Source organism: Pedobacter sp. GQ55 (genome assembly GCF_059758925.1).
In genome coordinates this window covers 94,367-114,058 of record NZ_JCAXEI010000006.1, presented here as the reverse complement: position 1 = coordinate 114,058, position 19,692 = coordinate 94,367, and the positions used below count along the sequence as shown (strand labels likewise).

The following is a 19,692-nucleotide window of genomic DNA, read 5'->3' as shown; positions in this document are numbered from 1 at the left end:
ATTGGGGTGCCAGCTAGCTTGCTATTCGATCTTCACCCGATGGTAATAGCCCTTACCGGAATTAAATGTCAATGATACCCAAGCAGGCAACCAATCGCTTCAGGCCAACCCCGATGACCGTCCTTGACATTTTATCCGCCTGCGCGCTTTGGGTGCCTATACTGTAAAATGAATAGGCTTGTTCAGGATGATTGTCCATTTGGCAATCTTAAACATCCGGTAGGATTTTTTTTGGTAAAATTCTCCTTGAATCTTTGAAGTCCTAAACTGCGATTTGGGTGATCCGCTTTTATAGCCCAGTTGATTGTATTTGACTGCAGGACGCCGCAGGTTTTGAATTTATAGAAGTGTAATGTATCTTTAGGTGTCTATTCTGTAATCTTAGTATTGTGCACATGAAGTGTTTTTTTAGAATTACTCTTCTTATTTTCACCCTCTGTTTATGCTTTTTTTTTACGCGGGCCCAGATTCGTCCTGGTACGCAAACTAACGGCAGTGAGGTTACAAATGTCACTGTTGCTGTTCCGTTTTTATTGATAACCCCGGATGCCCGCGCCGGTGCGATGGGAGAGGCCGGTGTTGCTGTATTGCCAGATGTGAACGTGATGAGTATTAATCCCTCGAAGCTGGCTTATCTGAATGATCCCTATGGACTTTCGATGTCCTATAGCCCCTGGTTAAATAACCTAAATTCAGATATAGATTTTGTTTACTTAAGCGGGTATTATAAGGTTGCTAAAAACAGCGCCGTGGGGACCTCGCTCAGGTACTTCTCATTAGGGGAGGTTCAACTTTTTGATCGGGACCTTCAGGACCTGGGAACATACCGGCCAAATGAATTTGCACTGGATGTTGCCTATTCCCGAAAGTTTGGCGAATCCTTTTCCCTTGGAACTGCAGTGAGGTACATCAGATCAAACTTATCGTCAGGAAAGTTTTCTGACGGACAGACAATAAAGCCCGCAAATGCGCTGGCGGTTGACGTATCGGGATACCTCAGGAATGAAACGGTTCTTTTTGGAAAAGATGCGCTCCTGGCTTTGGGAATCAATATCTCTAATATTGGCACAAAAGTTAGCTATGCTGAAAGTAGTGATAAGTTTTTTTTGCCGGCAAACCTAAAATTAGGGGGAGCGTCTACCTTTATTCTTGATAATACTAACCAGTTTACTTTTGCCCTTGATTTGAACAAGATATTGGCCCCGACGCAGCCTGTGTATGATCAAAACGGCCAGATCATTAAGGGACGAGATCCCAATGTATCTGTGCCTGCAGGAATATTTGGCTCATTCAGTGATGCTCCAGGCGGGGCCCAGGAGGAGTTTAGGGAGGTCAGTATTGCCGTTGGGCTGGAGTATTCTTATAATAAACAGTTCGCGATACGTTGCGGATATTTTTATGAAAGTCCTAAAAAAGGAGATAGGCGATATTTTACTACTGGTGTAGGTCTGAAATATCAATCATTTACGCTGGATTTGGCCTACCTTGTCTCTGGAGTTGAAAACAGCCCACTTGCCAATACACTTAGGTTTAGCCTGACATTTTCGCCGTTTAAAACGGGCACCTCACTTTAGTTCGTTAATGAAGTTTAACAGCTTAATTTTTAGTTGTTTATATCGCGTGTCGATCCGGTGTGGTGTGGAATGATCATGAAAAGAACAACTGAGAAACTTTGAGAAACTCTGGAGTGAGCTCCCCGGGAACATGCCGGGAATTACCAGTGTATAGGTTATCTAATAATCCGAAACAGGACGTAATTAGAACTCATTCCGGATGCAATGTTATGAGGGATTTATTTGTAATGTATAAACTAAAAAATTGCAAGAAAATTATTTTTTCTAAAATTATTTCCTAACTTTAAGTTGGCTTTTAACCATCCTGATTTAACCCTCACTTAAACCCACTTAGAGTCAGGACGAAGACCAGAGCATTCAAATTCACAAATAGCTAACTAGTAAATCTCCCTATTATGAAACGATTATTTGTCACCATGGGCATTGCCCTTGTTTGTGTAGCATTCGCTACTTCCACTTACGCTCAGGCATCTGCCACGGCGACCGCATCAGCTACTATTGTAGCTCCAATCAGCATTACTAAAACCGCAGACATGAATTTCGGAAATGTGGCAACCAACGGTGCCATTGGAACCGTTGTCCTCACGCCAGGAGGTACACGCAGTTCTACCGGCGGAGTAACCCTTCCGGCTACCGCAGGTACTGTGACTGCTGCGGCTTTTACAGTTGGTGGCTCTGGAACTTATACCTATGCCATTACCCTTCCTACGACCCTTGACATCACCAGTGGGGCCAACACGATGACTGTTGATACTTTTACCAGCACACCATCTGGAACAGGCACCCTGGCGGGAGGTACATCAACACTGACTGTAGGAGCGACCTTGCACCTGGCCGCAACACAGGCGGCAGGAGCATATACCTCCGCAACACCCTTTACAGTGACCGTAAATTACAATTAGAAAGGCTAATAAAGTTGATTAATAATCCCTATTAATTAAGTATATAGCTCATCGAATTGACCTGATCATCCCCTACTGGCTCAAATCAATGAACGTAACAACGCTATCGTCGTTTATAAAACGACGAACTATATTTTCTTTGCTCTTCTTCTCCGGTGTATTGATTTTTACTTCAGCTGGCTTTGCACAGGGCAACCTGATTATCATCCCCAGGAGGGTAGTTTTTGAAGGGCCCAAAAGAACAGAGGCCCTCAGTCTGGCAAATACCGGTACAGATACGGCCAAATACCTGATCTCAGTGATTCATTACCGTATGCTGGATAATGGTGCTTTCGAACTGATTACCGCGCCTGATTCAGGGCAATATTTTGCGGATAAGAACTTTCGTTTTTTTCCCCGGAGTGTAGTGCTGGCGCCAAATGAAGCGCAAACCGTAAAACTGCAGACGCTAAATACGAGCGGATTAAAACCCGGAGAGTACCGGTCACATTTGTATTTCAGGTCTGTCCCTAATGAGAAGCCCCCCGGAGAGCATTCGGTAGACACTAACAGTAAAGAAATATCAGTAAAGCTGGTGCCAATATTCGGCATTGCTATCCCGGTTATTATTCGCGTGGGGCCTTCGGTAAGTACCGTCACGGTGGGAAAAACGGCCTTAGAAATCGATGCCCAGGGTGTCCGGCAATTGAAGACCACATTCAACCGGACGGGAACTGTTTCGGTTTACGGCGATATTCAGATTGATCATATTTCCCCGCAGGGGAAAACAACCCAATTGAGTTTGGTAAAGGGATTTGCGATTTATACGCCAAATAAACAACGGCATGCCACATTCCCGCTGGACGATAATCCAAACGTCAGCTACCGTACCGGCAAACTGCGTATCCTGTTTACGACAACCTCCGGTACCAAGACACTTAAAATTGCAGAAACCGAGATGGAATTACATTGAGATAGTTTTCCCGGCACTTAAAACAACGAGCCAATGAATGTGCTTAAAATACTGTTTTCTTGCTTATTTGCGACATTGCTATTGTGCCTGCCGGGAATTTCCATAGGACAGACAAGCTGGAAAGGCACGTTCAGCTCGTCCTGGAACAATTCGGCTAACTGGACAGCGGGGATCCCCAATTCGGCAACAGATGCGATAATAGGCGATGCAAACTTTACAGGGTCATTCCAGCCAACGGTAAACGTTTCTGCTACCTGTAAGTCGCTTACCATCGGCGCAGGGACCCGCAGTCCAATTTTGACACAGAACAAAGGGTTGTCCGTTTCGGGGAATCTGACTATCGCCTCAGGAGCAAGGCTCAACCAGGCTGGTGTTACCCTGACTCTAAAAGGGAACTGGAGTAATTCCGGGGTCTTCAGCGCTACCAACAACAAATCGAAGGTTACTTTTGGTGGTACCGTTCAGAGCATTGGAGGAATAAATACCACGACATTCAGGCGACTTACGATCAACGCGGGAAGTACCGTAACCATGAATATAAACACAGTGGCCGCGGGGGCAGTCACTGTAGGCGGGACGTTTATACCGGCAGAAAATGCAACGCCCTTCCTGCTATCAGGATCAGGCTCCCTTAGTGTTGGGGTGAATGGTGTATTGCGGGTAAACGCGGCAACGTTTGCCCTGAACTATGGCCTTACAGGGGCGGTGACCCTTGCCACAGGATCCACAGTAGATTACAGCGCCACACTGTTAAACCAGACCATCAGGGAAAACCTTACTTACTCAGTTCTTAGAATTAGCGGTACTGGAGTAAAAACACCGGCGGGCAATCTGTTGCCTTTGAATTCTACTGTTGCTTCAGCAGGTAATATTAATGTGGCCTCCGGCACGCTTGATCTTTCGACTTTCACGGTAAACCGTGGAACCACTGTTGGCGGTGGCACCTTCACTGTGGCCAATGGTGCTACGCTAAGGATAGGCGGCACGAACAGCTTTCCGGTAAATTATGGAACCTACTCTCTCAGTTTGACCAGTACTGTTCAGTATTCTGGCACCAACCAGGTGGTTGCCAATCAAATTTACGGTAATTTAATCCTATCCTCATCAAGTGGCGCCGCTGTCAAAACAATGCCTGCCACACCCCTTACAGTGGTCGGAAATTTTTCCAGTACCCTCACTACAGGTACTTCAGTTACCTTTACCGCGGCATCGAATATTTCGGTCAGTGGAAACCTAAACATAGGGGCTTCCACGGTTTTTAACGGCGGAAGTTTTCTAGTGGAAATTGCGGGTAACTGGATAAATAACGGCAGCTTTACGGGTGGGGGTGGTACGGTTAACTTTTCCGGCGCCGGTGCCACCATTAGTGGCACCGGTACGCATAATTTCAATGATTTGTCCATCAGCGCTTCGAACATCACCGCAAGTGCCGCCAGCACCCTTAACGTAGCCGGGAACCTATCCTCTACTGGGGCAGGCTCATTCCTCCATACCACTGGAGGATCACTCACGATGTCCGGTTCAGCGAAAACGATCACTGGTACGGGCTTTACCTTCGGCAATCTTACAATCTCGGGAACCATCAGTTCCAGCAGTAACCTGACTATTGGCGGAAATTTATCTGTCAGCAACAGTTTTACAAACGCAAACAATACAGTTGCCATGAGAGGCACCGCAAATAATATCTCAGGGACTGGAGTTATCGGCTTCAGCGGTTTATCAGTGACAGGGAACATCACTACCGCGAGCAACTTTTCAATTGCGGCCTTTGCAGATGTGATCGGCAGTTTTACGGCGACCGCAGGCACGGCAACATTTACAGGTGCCAGTACCCTAAATGGCGCCGCTAATTTATTTAATGTCACTTTAAACGGGACTTCACTGCAGCTCTCTACAAATGCCGTACTGGGAATCGCGGGGGCCTATGTAATAACCAGTGGTGCTCTGAACGTTAGTTCGACCACACCAAACACGGTTAATTACAATGGCACCGGCGCTCAGACAGTGGTTGCCGGTAACTATGGCAACCTCATTTTATCTAACGGCAGTACTAAAACGGCCGGAGGCGCAATAACTGTAAATAGCGACTTGACCATTGCTGCATCTACCACTTTCAATGCTTCTTCATTTTTACACACAATAAGGGGTAACTGGACCACAACGGGTACGTTTACCGCCGCCAGCAGCACTGTCCAGTTCACCGGTACTGCTAATGCATCAATCGCCGGGGTCAGTACCTTTAACATTCTTACCATCAACAAATCGGCCGCTACCGGTCAGGTGGATATCCTGAACAGTGTGACGGCAAACACTTTAAACATGGTCAATGGTGGCATGTTCACTGGAAACAACATCATCAATATACTCAGTAACCGCACTGGTAACGGCATCATAATGGGTACCATAAGGCATACCCATAGCTTTACTTCGGGCACAGCCTATGCTTTTGAAGGGCCGAATAATACCATTACCTTCAACGGGGTGAATGCACTATTGTCAGCAGTGACAGTTACAGTAACCAAGGGGCCAGTAAGTGATTTCCCTTTTGGTGGCTCGGCTAATGTGGTTTACAATGTCGCCCTTACAGGTACTGCAGTATCTGCAGCTACACTCAGATTGCATTATGAAGATGCGGACCTGAACGGGAACAACGAATCCACGATGCAGCTGTGGCATAATAATGGCGCCGGCTGGGGCCCATCCGGTAAGACAACCAATAGTACGACGGCCAATTATGTAGAGCAAACTACATTACTGAATGTGAGTAATCGCTGGACATTGTCCGATAATGCCAACCTGGTCAGGTGGAATGGCTCTGTAAGTAGCGATTGGTTCACTGCTGGCAACTGGACCACTGTACAGGGTGCTCCCTCATTGCCGCCTTCAGCTAATGATATTGTGGAGATAGGTGCCACAACATTTGTCAATCAGCCTGTTATCAATGGCAATGCCGTAGCAAAAAGCATCACTTTCGGTAGTGTGAAGGCAGTGATCCTCAGTCTGACAGGGGGCACGCTGACTACCCAGGGCAACATCAATGGTTCCTGGACTGCAAGCGCCACCCATACGATCAATACCAATAACCAGAACTTAATTGTCAACGGAGATTTGAATCTAAGTGACGGTACAGCAGGCCGCGTGATTAACCTGAATATGGGATCCGGCACAACCACGGTTGCAGGATCGCTCACCCAGTCGGGCGGGGCGAATGTGACTTTTACGGGCGCAGGTACATTAAGTATTGGTGGTAGTTATAATTACCTCAGTGGTACCTTCACCCCTTCGGGCAGTACGGTAGTTTATAATGGCAGTTCTGCACAATCTGTTGCCGGAATTAATTACAATAACCTCGGCATCAATAAAACAGCTGGTATTGCCGCAATCAACAGCCCCGCAACAATTACGGGAAATCTTTCGGTGACCGCAGGTGAGCTGGATATAAATTCACCGGCCAGTATTTCCGGAAATGTAACAATCGCTTCAGCTGCCATATTGAATGGTGATGGTGTTACTACCACGGTGGGCGGTAACTGGAATAATAACGGAACCTTTTTATCATTAAGCGGCACCATTCTGTTAAATGGTGCGGGGCCGCAAAGCATCTCTTCGACGACATTTAATAATTTAACCATCAATAAACCGGGCAGTACCGCGACGCTTGCCGGTAACTTAAATATCAACGGTACCGTCGCATTTAGTGCCGGCACGCTGGATCTTTCTACTTTTACACTTAGCACGAGCGCTACCGGTGGTACACTCACTGCATCGGGCGGAACGAATCTTTTACTAAGCGGGGCAAATAACCTTCCTGCAAATTTTGGGGTATATAATATAGACGTTAACAGTACCGTGACCTTCAACGGAACGGTTGCCCAGACAGTACCGGCGGCAACACTCGGTAATGTCGTATTTGCAAACAGCGGAGCAAAGACGTTAGCCGGCCCGTTGACCATCAACGGCAACCTGACCGTTAACAACGGGGCCACCTTGGGGACAGCTGCACAAACCATCAATCTTGGTGGTAACTTTGTCAATAACGGTACATTCAATTCCGGAAGCGGAACACTGGTGCTGAACGGGAGCGGAAAAACCATAAGCGGCAATACGACCTTTAACCGGGTAACAGTTTATGGCAGCTATGTCGTGGCTGGAAGTGACGTTACCTATAACGATCTGTTATTTGTCACCGCAAGCGGATCATTTGACGGTGGTTCGGGGTCTGCCACATTAAATGGAGACCTTACCAACAGTGGTTCACTGGTGAGCAATGGGGTAACTACTTTCTCCGGTACGCGGGTACAAACCATCCGTTTTTTAAACGCCATAACGTCCAACTCCAGTGGCGTGATCAATTTCAACGGGAATGTTTCACCGGTACTGAATTCAACCAGCCAGCCTGTATTTGCTACCCTGAATGTTAACAATACGGCAGGAATCAATCCAAGTGTTGGTTGGACGATCGCTGTAGCATTTAATATCAGTTCAGGAGCGAAATTCAATGGAGGAAACCCTACACATAATATTCTGGGAAGTTTTACCAACGAAGGGACCGTAACCAGCAGCGGTATCATGAATTACGCGCCTGCAGCGGCACGCACGATCAAACTCGCCGGTACCTCCTTCACCAGTACAGGTACTGTCATATTCGGAGGTTCAGGGGCAATCACTGTTACGGGTGTTCCTGCCAGCTTAAATAACGTCAGAATTTCCAATACTACAGGTGTGTCGCCTGCTTCTGGATGGAATATTGCGGGTACTTTTGCCATTACTAACAATGCCGTTTTTAACGCCGGGAGCAATAGTTACACGGTCGGCGGGGATATTGAAAGTGACGGCACATTAAATGGGGGTACATCGGTATTTACAATGAGTTCGGCCGCAGGGGAGCTTTCCGGAAGCCCGGGTACTACATTTTATGACCTTGTGATCACTGGCGCAGTCCTGTCCAACAGCGATTTCAATGTATCCCATAACTTCACAAACAACAATAGTTTTGACGCCTCCGTAGGTGCATTGATCATGACAGGTGGCGATGCCGCTGTTATCGGTGGCGCTGCTTCTTCTTTCCCACTGGCACAATTTGCCATAAATAAAAGTTCGGGGATAGCGGTGACGCTGACAAAAGACGTTACTGCGGTAGCTGATCTCCATATTTTGAGTGGCACACTGGATGCCTCTACTTTTAGCATCACCCAGGATGCTGCCGGCGGTTCGCTGTCCGTTGATGACAATGCTTTCTTAAAAATAGGTGGCACAAACACGCTGCCCACTTTTGCCAGCTACGTTCTTGACACCTTAAGTACTGTGGAATACAATGGTGGAATACAAGCTATATCTACAGCAACAACCTATGGAAAACTCAGCATCTCCACCTCAGGTACAAAAACCGCTTCTGCAGCGCTGCATACGCTAAGTGATTTTTCTTTGGCCAATGGCACTTTTGTACCCGGTCCTTTTACCGATATCATTGAGGGCAACTGGAACATGACCAGCGGGACCTTTACCAGTACAGGCAATACAATTGTTCTTTCAGGAAATACAACACAGCAGGTTTTTTCAACCGGGGCTTTTAATAACCTGACCATCAATAAAGCAACGGCTTTTGCTACTTTGTCGTCAAATGTAACTGTGAACGGGATATTGAATTTCGTTGCGGGCAAGATAAAAACCGGCAGTAACAGTGTAATCATTCCTGCCACAGGCACTGTAAGTGGCGCATCACAGGCAACGGGTTGGGTATATGGTAGACTGCAAAAAAATATTGCAACCGGCACAAACCTTACCAGGACGTTTGAGGTCGGCGACAGCACCAGTTACACACGGGCTACGGTGCTTTTTGCCGCTGTTTCAACAGCAGGAAACCTAAGCTCGGCCGTATTTAACACAGATCATCCGAATCTGGCGGCCTCAGGCATCAGCGCGGGCAGCAGCGTCAACAGGTATTGGTCTTTTAGTAACACCGGAGTTATTTTTAGTAGCGCATCAGTTACAGTTAACTGGGTTGCTGCCGATCTGGATCCCGGAACAATTACTGCAAACCTGAGAATAGCCAATTTCAACGGATCAACCTGGTCGCAGCCTGCGGTTGCCTCCCCCTTGCCTACTTCGATACAGGCAACGGGTCTGAGCTTTATTGGCGATATTGCTGTGGGAGAATTTGCAGGCATAGCCAACTGGACAGGTGCAGTAAGCATTGATTGGTATACCACCGGCAATTGGTCCTCTGGTTTTGTTCCGGTAAACACTTCGAATGTACTTATTCCCTCAGGGCTTTCCAACTACCCAACCGTAGGTACGGGGATTGCAACAGCGAATAATTTAACCATTCAGTCGGGTGCGGCGCTTACTGTTAGCAATGGAATATTACAAATCGCTGGCAACATTAGCAATACAGGCACCTTTACGGTGAGCAATGGCACGATTGAAATGAACGGCGCAAGTGCGCAAACCCTGCCCCCCTCTGTTTTTTCTGGCAACCTGATCAAAAACCTGACGGTAAAAAACAGCGCTGGGGTTACCCTAGGAGGAACACTGAATCTTACGGGGATTCTGTTGGTATCTTCCGGTCAGCTCAACACCGGTGGCTTCCTTACGCTGATATCATCGCCAACCCAGACGGCATTGGTAGACGGCAGCGGTGCAGGCAGTGTGTTAGGGAACGTTACCATGCAACGTTATCTTGCTGCAGGCTTTGGGTATAAGTACTTCAGCTCGCCGGTGCAATCCGCTACGGTAAGTAGTTTTGCCAGTACCGTTGATCTCAATGCTGCTTTTCCCAACTTTTACACTTATATAGAAAACCAGGCGAGCACCGGATTTACAGCATACACCACCGGTACAAATCCGCTTGTTCCAATGCGGGGATATGCCGCGGATTTTGGATCATCGACAGCTCCAAAAACGGTTAGCATTACAGGCGTTGTCAACAACGGCGCGATTTCTTCAACGCTGTACAATAACAACCAGCCTTATTCAAAGGGATTTAACCTGGTTGGCAATCCTTATCCATCGCCTATAGACTGGAATGCGACCTCGGGCTGGACCAAGACCAATATTGATAATGCTGTTTATTTCTTCAACTCAGGAACGACCAGTCAGTATACCGGTGTTTACAGTACCTACATCAACGGGGTTTCAAGCGATGGCATTGCAGGAAATATTATTGCTTCCATGCAGGGATTCTTTATACATGTCAGCGATGGGGCTTACCCGGTTACGGCGACGCTGGCCATGAATAACAATATCCGGGTGAATGATTTGTCCCCGGTTTTTCATAAGTCGCTAAGTGCACTGGCTGATCATAATGTACAAAATTCGCGTATTCTCCTTCGACTGAGTGCGAAGTTTTCAGACCAGGAGCACGGGGCAGACCCCCTTGTGATTTATACCAGCGGAGATGCTAGCCCTGTTTTTGACAATAAGCTCGACGCTATTAAACTGATGAACCTGGACGAACAGGTTCCCAACCTCTATTCGCTTGCCGCTGATGCATCCAAACTTGCCATCAATTCCCTGCCGGAGCTGGATACCCTTACTGTAATACCCCTTGGCCTGGAAAGCAGCAGGAGCGGGACAGTTATTTTTACCCTGCAAGACAAAGAACAATGGCCCGAACCTTTGCGCATTTATTTACATGATGGGGCTACCGGTGCAAAACATGATCTGCGGGCTAACCCTGTTTACCGTACCAATGTAAGTTCCGGCAGCATCAAAAACCGTTTCTCGTTGCATTTTACCGAGTCGAAAGGCCTCGTAGAAAATAAAGATGAATATACCGTATTCAGTTCTGCAGGTGCGTTGTTTGTACGCATCAAACTGGCTTTAGAACAAAAGGGGACCCTGATCGTCAGCAACACGATTGGTCAGGTGATTTCCAGGAACCCTATCCCCGGAAACGGAGAATACCAGGTGGACAGCCGTGTGAATGCCGGTATTTATATCATCAGTTTTATCACTCCCAGGGGGGTGCATTCAAAGAAAGTATTTTTAGGAAATAAATGAGGATAACCGCTAAACATATTGTCTGTTTGAAACCGATAGCCGCCGGGGTGCTAATTTTGGTTTTCCTGGGTCTTGGGTTGGTTCTGGCGGCCCAGGCACAGCACAGGCCACCCTCCCTTTCGGTAGAGAATCCGCCTCGGCCCATAAGCATCTATGTAAATCCGGCACAGGGATTAAATTTCGGTGCTTTTTACCAGGGCGGTTCCGGCGGTACGGTGATCATTGATCCAAACGGATCCAGATCAACTACGGGCAGCATTATCCAGGCCAGTCTCGGAATTTCCTTTTCGCCCGCAATTTTTGAAGTCGATGCGGAACCGGGAACCATCGTAACCATCAGCAACGGACCGGATGTAAATCTGACAGGCAGCAATGGCGGTTCCATGACCATGCGCATCGGCAGTTCCAACCTGGGCAGCCCCTTTATTGCTACGGCTGCATCGCCTGCGCGGACATTGATAAGAATCGGCGGTACCCTGACGGTTGGCAATCCGATCGCCAGTCCTCCAGGAAATTATAACGGAACCTTTACAGTTACATTTATACAGCCTTAGCTATGTTTTACGTGGAAAACAGCTATATGGTATTTAAAAAGTTATGGTCATTAACTTTTTTGGCGGTGTTTCTGTTTTTAGATATAAATTACTCCCTCGCCCAGCCTTTTAATGCCAAGGACCCGGAACTGGTCTATGACGAAGTCTCCATCTTTTTGAATGTTGAGCGCGTCGGCGGGATAGAGATTCCTGCATTGATTGTAGACCAGACGGCGTATCTTCCGGTCGCCAATATTTTTAGCTTTCTGGGAATCAAAAATGTGCAGTCTGTAAATGCAGATTCCATCAGCGGTACTTTTATGGATTCCAAGGCGAAGTTCACTATCGATAACACACGAAATCGCATTACCTATCTTGACAAGACCATTAATCTGCAGGGTGATGACCTGATCGCCAGCGGTGCAAATCTCTTTTTGAAGTCGGATTATTTCGGCAAAGTGTTCGGACTGAACTGTTTCTTCAGCTTTCGTGACCTTTCGGTAACACTGCGTACTGATCTTGACCTGCCAGTCATCCGCCAGCTGCGGCAGGAACAGATGCGGGCCAATGTCAGTAAGCTCAGAGGAGATTTTAAGGCAGATACCAGCATCGGCAGAGACTACCCCTTGTTTCATTTTGGCGTAGCAGATTATGCTATAGTTAACTCTGCCGAAAATCTTACTCGTGCTCAGGACACCCGTGTAAGCCTCGGGCTCGGGGGAGTAATTGCAGGCGGAGAAACCAATGTGGTGATGAACTATTATAGTAACGAGCCATTTTCCGAACGGCAGCAATATTACCTTTGGAGACTGGCCAATAATGATCATGCCTTTGCAAAGCAGATTTCAGCAGGGAAAATATTCGGGCAGTCAATTTCTTCCATTTATGCACCGATAGTCGGTGTTCAACTCACCAATACGCCAACAACCTACCGGAGGTCGTTCGGGTCATATATGCTGAGCAACTATACCGAACCCAACTGGACGGTGGAATTATATGTGAACAATGTACTGGTTAATTATGTCAAGGCGGATGCCGCAGGCTTTTACTCATTCAATGTTCCACTTGTATATGGGAATTCCCTGGTGAAACTTCGTTTTTATGGCCCTTATGGTGAAGAGCGTTCCAGCGAGCAAAATATCAGCATCCCTTTTAACTTCCTTCCTAAAAATGAATTTGAATATACAGCTTCTGCCGGAATGGTTGAGGATGGGTATCAAAGTCGTTTTTCCCGGTTCAGTAGTAATTATGGGCTTAACAAAAGTATCACCATCGGCGCAGGGGCTGAATATCTTTCCTCTGTCACTTCAGGATCATTCATCCCATTTATAAACACTTCGGTGCGCATGCTGCCCAATCTTCTGGTTTCGGCAGAATATGATCATAACGTGCGTTCAAAAGTAATATTGAGTTACAACCTACCTTCCGGATTACAGCTTGAACTGAATAATACCTGGTATAAAAAAGGCCAGACTGCAATTAACAACACTTTTGTTGAGGACCGCAGGATAAGTCTTTCCCTACCGATCAGAGGCCGTTCATTTTCTGCCTATTCCAGGATTACACTTGAACAGTTTGTGTTGCCCGACTTTAAATATACCAGTGCCGAATGGTTGTTGTCCACATCGGTTGGTTCATTCAATACCAGTATTAATACATTTGCAATTTTCAGGCAGTATAATGATCCTTACGTATATAGCAATGTCTCTGTAGCCACAAGGGTGCTTAAAAATACGCTGTTGACCCAACAGCTTCAATATGCGTATGCAGAGAATAAATTTATCGGGATCAAGACCGAGCTGGAGAACCGGTTATTCAGAAATGGTTATGTAAATGTTTCTTTTGAGCGAAATTATATCAGCGACCTGTCGTATTTCGAAGCCGGTATCCGGTATGATTTCGGGTTTGGACAGAGCAGGGCTTCGGTACGCAAAAGCAATAGAACCGTAAGGCATCTGGCAGCTGTCAATGGCAGCCTGATTTATGATCGGAAATCAAAATACCTGAATTTCAATAACCATACCAGTGTTGGAAAAGGCAGCATTATTCTAAATCCTTACTTGGATATGAATGGCAATGGCCGTCGCGATATCGACGAACCCAAAGCACCGAATCTCAATATTCGCGTCAATGGGGGACGGATTGAAAAAAGTCTGAAAGATACCACTATACGCATTACAGACATGGAGGCTTATGTAACTTACAATTTAGAACTCGATCCCTCAGGGTTCGGCAACGTGGCATGGCAGCTTCTTAAAAAGAATTACAGTGTTACCGTTGACCCAAATTCGGTTAAAAACATCGATGTTCCGGTATTTGTATCCGGTGAGGTTTCGGGCAGAGTTACCTGGAAGGGAGACAACGAGGGTGCTCCAGGACGTACGACCATTCGTATTTATAATGATAAATCTGTTGTTGTTGCCCGAACCTTTACCGAAGTGGATGGTTATTTCAGCTATCTGGGGCTGTTGCCGGGGACCTATTCGGCTAGGGTTGACACAGGTGAACTCAGGAAACAAAATTTGGTCGCTGCCCCGGAAAGCTTTCCGTTCACCATCTCCCGTAGTATTGAAGGTGCCTTTGTTGACAACCTTGAATTTGTGGTTGAAGCCAAGAATTCCCCACCAGTCGTACCTGTGGTTGTTCCGGATACTGCGGATGAACAAACCATATTGGTTATACCTATTTCAGTTGAAAATCTTACTACGATCCAGGCGGCCCATTTTAAACGACGTAAGGCTTTAATCGTGAAGGATCTTTTAGCGGGTCACAATTATTCGGTTATTGTTGTCCCGGCCGGCCCACGTTATTTTAACATCCGAATAATTGGCATTAAGGGAATACCTGAGGCAAAAAAAATACTCAAAAAACTGAAATATCTTGGTTTCCCCGATGCCTATATTTACAGAAAAGGCGGCTCTTGATTGAAATAAATACCGTTATATCTGAAGGAGGGTTGCAGTGGAAGAATGAATGCAAGGGGGCTTTGGTTACTCAAAAGGCGATCAAATTTAGAAGGCTGAGAGCTGAGTTCCTATAATCGGTTCTTTCTACTGTGGTAGCGCAGGTTTTTAATCCAATTGATGTATTTTAGAGAAATTCCAACTCACAATTTCTTTCACTTCCAGATGGAAAGAGTGTTTTTTCTAAAATCTATTTTGTTATCTCTTAAATGGTTTGAAGTTTTTAAGGTTATGATTGCATTTGTTACTGCATTGCAGCTATTAATAAAATAAGAATTCGGTGAGTTTTCGTCTTTTTATTCTGAAAATATTGTTTAGAGATCATTTAACGGTTGGGTTTAAATTCCGTCCGGTCTGCTCAAAGAGTCTTAAAGACCAACAAGAGCCTGCAAATCAAATGATTGCAGGCTTTTTTATTTCGGCTTGTGCTGAATGCTATGACTTCTCCACTAGAATGGAGGTTGCCATCGAGCTGTCTTTGCTTTTCCCTATAACCTGTAGCGCGACTGCTAAAAAGGCGAGATCCTTGATCACAAAGAAGTCGGTGACCGGGACACCGTCACTTAGCTTCCAAATTCCTGGAGTTGTGATTAAAAAACTTAAGGTGGTGAGGAAAATGATTGCAGTTAGATACCCAGCTATCAGCCCAATTCGGCTGTTCCAAAAAGATGCAATCAGTAAAACGCCTGTGATGATCTCATAAACACCGATGATGTTTGAAACGCCCTGATCAGAGTTAAAACGATACAACCAGTTCATCAGGAAACTATTCGATACATAGCCTTTAATGGCCATCGCCTCGGCGGGTGTGAATTTTAGTGCTCCAATCCAGAATAATACAATTATTGTGGCTATAACCCCTAGACTATAACCAGATTTTTTTAAATTCATTGTCTTTATATTTTAATTCAATATTTAAGTGTGCAGCTATATTTAGTAATTAAACTGCTTGGTGATGACAAGCTTCTGGAGAACACAGAAGCTTGTCATAAATGGAAATTAAACGGTAATACAATAGTTTGCTCACTTGGCCGGGATTTGGTTTACTTGAAGTTTATTTGAGCAGTTTTTACCATTAACGAATCCACAGAGCGCGCGCCTGCTCCGGTGATGATCAGGGAAAGCAGTCCGGCAATGTAAAGCAGATTGATCTCGTATCCTGGTGGGCCGAATAAAGGTCCCTGCGCAGTCAGTCCTATTGTCTTTACTGAACTAAACCCATAGTTGATTTGAATGGTGAATATGGCCACCAGCATCATGAAAATAAGGGGGATTGTCGTAAGACTGACAAAAAAGCCCAGCATTAAAGCAAATCCACCCAGTACTTCTACGAGCGATGCTATCCATGCGGTAAGGTGCGGAAACGGAATATGTAACTGTGTCAGTAGTTTTTCAAAACCTGCTAGTCCCTTGCTGAGTTTTGCCCAGCCATGCATCATAAATCCGAACCCTATGATCAACCGTAAAATCAACGGCGCCCATTGCATATAGTCTTTCTCTCTAATTGAGAATACTTCAATTGTTCTCATCTTGAATTTGTTTTTATTTCAGGGTAACCTTTACGATCTCGGTTATTGCTGGTAAAGTGGTAAATGGGTTTGGATTTGGGACCTCAGAAATGGGAATGCTTTCTGAAAGTGGTGTTCCCGCAAGATTGAATTGAGTGAGGCCCGCACCCGGGAACTGGTCGACTGCAGTTCCATTGTTATAAAGGCCAATGTCAGCTGAAACATTCCCTTTTTTCATGGGATCTATCCCGTTTGAACCGCTTGCAAAAAACCAGTCATTGGAAAATCCGTACATGGTTGCTATCGCTATCCGATCTCCGTTTGTTACGATGAGTTCCTGAGAAACCTGGCCGCCTGGCTGTCCCCCTATTTTTGGCAGCAGTACCGTAGTGGTTGGAGCTGGCAGAATATACACCGCTTTAATTCCATTTTTTGTCTTTAGTGAAGCAGCAAGTATGGCTGCATTTCCCTGCTGAGCCAATTCTTTAAGGCCATCGTTACGGTCTTTTTCGTCAATTTTATACAATGGATTTTCAATGCCATTGTAGACCACAACCAAGACTGGTGAAAGAGGTGTAAATATCCCAGTGATGCTGCTTAAATATGTTTTAAGAGGTATATTGTCCCCCGCTTCTGCAATAGCGGTCAGGCCATTTGCACTCAATTGTCCTTTAGTAAATAATGGTGTTGGACTGAGTAAGTTTCCACCGACGATGTAGGATACTGCCCAAACACCGGGACTTAAAGGCGTCTGGTTCGCTGTTCCACCGGAAGTGTTTTGCAGGGTCAAGGTAAACTGGGAGTTGCCGTTGTATTTCAAGCTTGCTTTGATCAGTTTCGAGGCAGAAAGATAAGTGTTACCTTGTTGATCGCTTCCGCTAACTTCGGTGATATTTTTGTTCTCAACAGTTCCGGGATGAATGACACCTGATCCCGGATTTTGATTGATGCGCGTACCATTGTCCCATAGTTTTATTTGCGCAGAAACGTCTCCTTCAATTGGTTGCCCATCCTGATTATAAACCAGTATTCCCGGGTTTTCCGGTGCAAAGAATAAGTCATTGGATGCCCCGTACATTGTTGCAAAAGTGAGCGCTTCTCCTTTGGCAGCATAAAATGTGATTGTTGTGGATTGTTCGGGTAATATAAGCGCAGGGGATCCGCTTCCCTGAAAAGTGCCGGATTCCACCAATGGTTTTGAGTTTAAAACATTTTCTATGGTGATGGTTGTCTTCTCACTTTGATCGGCCGGAGCATCTGAGTTGTCTTTTTTACATGCTGCAAGTGCTAAAGGCATCAGCGCAAGCGTACACCAGATCGTGTTTTTGGGATTTTTCATATTGAGTTTTTCCACTTTGTCGGAAAAGCTGTTTGTTCCTTACAATTTTTTTTTGCGGTTATTTGAAAATGTGTGTTTTTACCATTTTAGGTATGGTATTAAATGAATTAACTTTTTTTTGTAAGGCTTGGGCAGTTACTGCGACTAAGTTTAAAAACTAATAATCGCATGAAAAGGAATCTTAACAAAAACAACTATTTAACCAAGTGCACATGGAAAAAATCTCTGGTAGCATTTGCACTACTGTGCGCGTCGAATGTTGGTGTGAAAGCTGCGGCAGTAGGCAGGATTGGTGGGCCAGGTGAGCTGGTGCCGATAAATGATACAACAAAAATGGTAACAGGAGTGCCGTTGAAACCGGAGGATATCAGTCCCTTACTGGTCGGGGAAACAATCCCACCACTGAAGTTGCTGAAATCTACAGGGGAAAGTTTTGATTTAAATAAATCTGTTGCGGGAAAACCTACCATACTTATCTTTTACCGTGGAGGCTGGTGCCCGTACTGTTCTAAGCAGTTGTCAGGCTTGCAGGAGATTGACAAGGACTTAACTAAGATGGGTTATCAGATCATTGCTATCAGTACAGATAGTCCGAAAAATTTGAATAAAACGAGGGATAAACAGAAATTGTCTTACACGCTTTTATCAGATGCAGACCTCAATGCTGCCAAAAAATTCGGCATCGCCTTCAAAGGGCCTAAGAGCTATGATTCATTCTTGCCGGAAACTTCAGGTGGTAAAAATGTAGACAAATTGCTTCCTGTACCTTCGGTGTTCATTCTGGGTAAGAAAGGTCATATCCTGTTTGAATACATCAATCCAAATATCACACAAAGGTTAAGTGCCTCATTGCTTAAAGCTGCAGCCAGTTCTTTGCGCAATGAGATGTAGATTTTTTTCCGAATCGTCACCGGAGATCAACAATGCCGTCAAAATTTGCAAATCCCTAAGGTTTCTATGCCTGCTCTTCAGGCAGGCATAGAATTAAAAGTTCTGTCACTAGTTTTTGTCTAACTGCTGATCTATGCGTTTCTGGAGTTTTTTTTTAAATTCTTCATCCAGTTTTACATCAGCCTGGCCGGGAGACGGGAAAAGGTTACTTACCAGGTGATTGATTAGGATGCTTTGCCGCTGAAACGTTTTGCAAATGGTGCACCCAGCCAGGTGGATTTTAAGTTCCAGTTTCTCCCTTATGGTGATGCGGCCGATCTGCTGTTTCTCGATCAGGTAGGTTGCCTTCCGGCAGTTGTACTGTATTTTTCTTAATTCGTTCATTGCCGTATGTTAGATCCAATTCTTTTGGAGGCAGGACCGCAAGTTCACTTTGGTGCGGTGTATGATTACCCAGAAATTTGATGTTGATACTTTTAGCTCCTCGCAAATGGTTTCGGTCGTTTCGTCATCCATATGTTTCATGGTAAATACGGAAAGCCATAATGTGGGTAACTTCTTCATGCATAGTTGCAATATTCTTTGGAATTCTTTGTTTTCCAGTGCATCGGGCTGTTCGATGCCGAACTCCTTGGGTCTATGTTGGTCGTTCCAATGACCGTCATCGGCGTCGAAAAACTCTTGATCTCCTTCGGCACTGCTCAGCTCCGTCCGTTTTGCAAAGCCTGAAGCATTCTTGCGGTACAGGTCAATCACTTTGAACTTCAAAATAGAGGTTAGCCAGGTGCGTTCAGAGCTCCGACCTTCAAATTTGTCTGCCTTTTCCAGTGCTGCAAGGAAAGTTTCCTGAACCAGGTCCCGGGCATGCTCCTCATTATTTATACGCGTCAGGGCATAGGAGTACAAGTAGTCGGCATACTTGCTTACCCATGACTGCGGGTGGAGTGTGCGGTTTTCAAGACTGGGTGCTTCATTCTGGGCGGTTTGCATATATGAAATTACTTAAATATTTATAGACTTGCATGATGC

The 19,692-nt window shown here is 45.6% G+C and carries 12 protein-coding genes; 7 read left to right on the top strand and 5 right to left on the bottom strand.

Annotated elements, in window-relative coordinates; genetic code table 11:
- Positions 1-395: 395 nt before the first annotated feature.
- From porV to AC6CH7_RS16760, 6 genes are all read left to right on the top strand, one after another.
- The gene (gene porV / locus AC6CH7_RS16785) at positions 396-1,574 is read left to right on the top strand and encodes a type IX secretion system outer membrane channel protein PorV (RefSeq protein WP_498263847.1); all 1,179 of its coding nucleotides are present in this window, start codon (positions 396-398) and stop codon (positions 1,572-1,574) included.
- A 395-nt stretch (positions 1,575-1,969) separates the two neighbouring features.
- Positions 1,970-2,476, top strand: coding sequence for a DUF4402 domain-containing protein (locus AC6CH7_RS16780; RefSeq protein WP_498263846.1), 507 nt, complete (start codon positions 1,970-1,972; stop codon positions 2,474-2,476).
- Positions 2,477-2,564: 88 nt separating this feature from the next.
- Positions 2,565-3,428 carry a fimbrial biogenesis chaperone gene (locus AC6CH7_RS16775; RefSeq protein WP_498263845.1) on the top strand — a complete coding sequence of 288 codons (864 nt, stop codon included), beginning with the start codon at positions 2,565-2,567 and terminating at the stop codon, positions 3,426-3,428.
- 33 nt (positions 3,429-3,461) lie between these two features.
- Positions 3,462-11,429: a DUF8693 domain-containing protein gene (locus AC6CH7_RS16770; protein ID WP_498263844.1), complete on the top strand. Its 7,968-nt coding sequence runs from the start codon at positions 3,462-3,464 to the stop codon at positions 11,427-11,429.
- Positions 11,430-11,455: 26 nt separating this feature from the next.
- Positions 11,456-11,983: a DUF4402 domain-containing protein gene (locus AC6CH7_RS16765; RefSeq protein WP_498263843.1), complete on the top strand. Its 528-nt coding sequence runs from the start codon at positions 11,456-11,458 to the stop codon at positions 11,981-11,983.
- 2 nt (positions 11,984-11,985) lie between these two features.
- Entirely contained in the window at positions 11,986-14,886 is a 2,901-nt protein-coding gene (locus AC6CH7_RS16760; protein ID WP_498263842.1) for a carboxypeptidase-like regulatory domain-containing protein, read from the top strand.
- 474 nt (positions 14,887-15,360) lie between these two features.
- On the opposite strand, the gene AC6CH7_RS16755 is transcribed toward AC6CH7_RS16760, so the two are convergent.
- The 3 genes from AC6CH7_RS16755 to AC6CH7_RS16745 all read right to left on the bottom strand — a co-directional run bounded on the left by AC6CH7_RS16755 (position 15,361) and on the right by AC6CH7_RS16745 (position 17,772).
- Positions 15,361-15,816 carry a DUF417 family protein gene (locus tag AC6CH7_RS16755; RefSeq protein ID WP_498263841.1) on the bottom strand — a complete coding sequence of 152 codons (456 nt, stop codon included), beginning with the start codon at positions 15,814-15,816 and terminating at the stop codon, positions 15,361-15,363.
- A 152-nt stretch (positions 15,817-15,968) separates the two neighbouring features.
- Positions 15,969-16,454, bottom strand: coding sequence for a DoxX family protein (locus AC6CH7_RS16750; RefSeq protein WP_498263840.1), 486 nt, complete (start codon positions 16,452-16,454; stop codon positions 15,969-15,971).
- Positions 16,455-16,467: 13 nt separating this feature from the next.
- Positions 16,468-17,772: a spondin domain-containing protein gene (locus tag AC6CH7_RS16745; RefSeq protein ID WP_498263839.1), complete on the bottom strand. Its 1,305-nt coding sequence runs from the start codon at positions 17,770-17,772 to the stop codon at positions 16,468-16,470.
- 168 nt (positions 17,773-17,940) lie between these two features.
- Here AC6CH7_RS16745 and AC6CH7_RS16740 point away from each other — a divergent pair, with 168 nt between their 5' ends.
- Complete coding sequence (locus AC6CH7_RS16740; RefSeq protein WP_498263838.1) at positions 17,941-18,663, top strand: peroxiredoxin family protein; 723 nt, start codon at positions 17,941-17,943, stop codon at positions 18,661-18,663.
- 108 nt (positions 18,664-18,771) lie between these two features.
- On the opposite strand, the gene AC6CH7_RS16735 is transcribed toward AC6CH7_RS16740, so the two are convergent.
- Together AC6CH7_RS16735 and AC6CH7_RS16730 are read right to left on the bottom strand one after the other, a co-directional pair.
- Positions 18,772-19,047, bottom strand: a complete 276-nt coding sequence (locus AC6CH7_RS16735; protein WP_498263837.1) for a hypothetical protein — start codon at positions 19,045-19,047, stop codon at positions 18,772-18,774.
- A gap of 9 nt (positions 19,048-19,056) precedes the next feature.
- Positions 19,057-19,653: a sigma-70 family RNA polymerase sigma factor gene (locus tag AC6CH7_RS16730; protein WP_498263836.1), complete on the bottom strand. Its 597-nt coding sequence runs from the start codon at positions 19,651-19,653 to the stop codon at positions 19,057-19,059.
- Between the last annotated feature and the right edge of the window lie 39 nt (positions 19,654-19,692).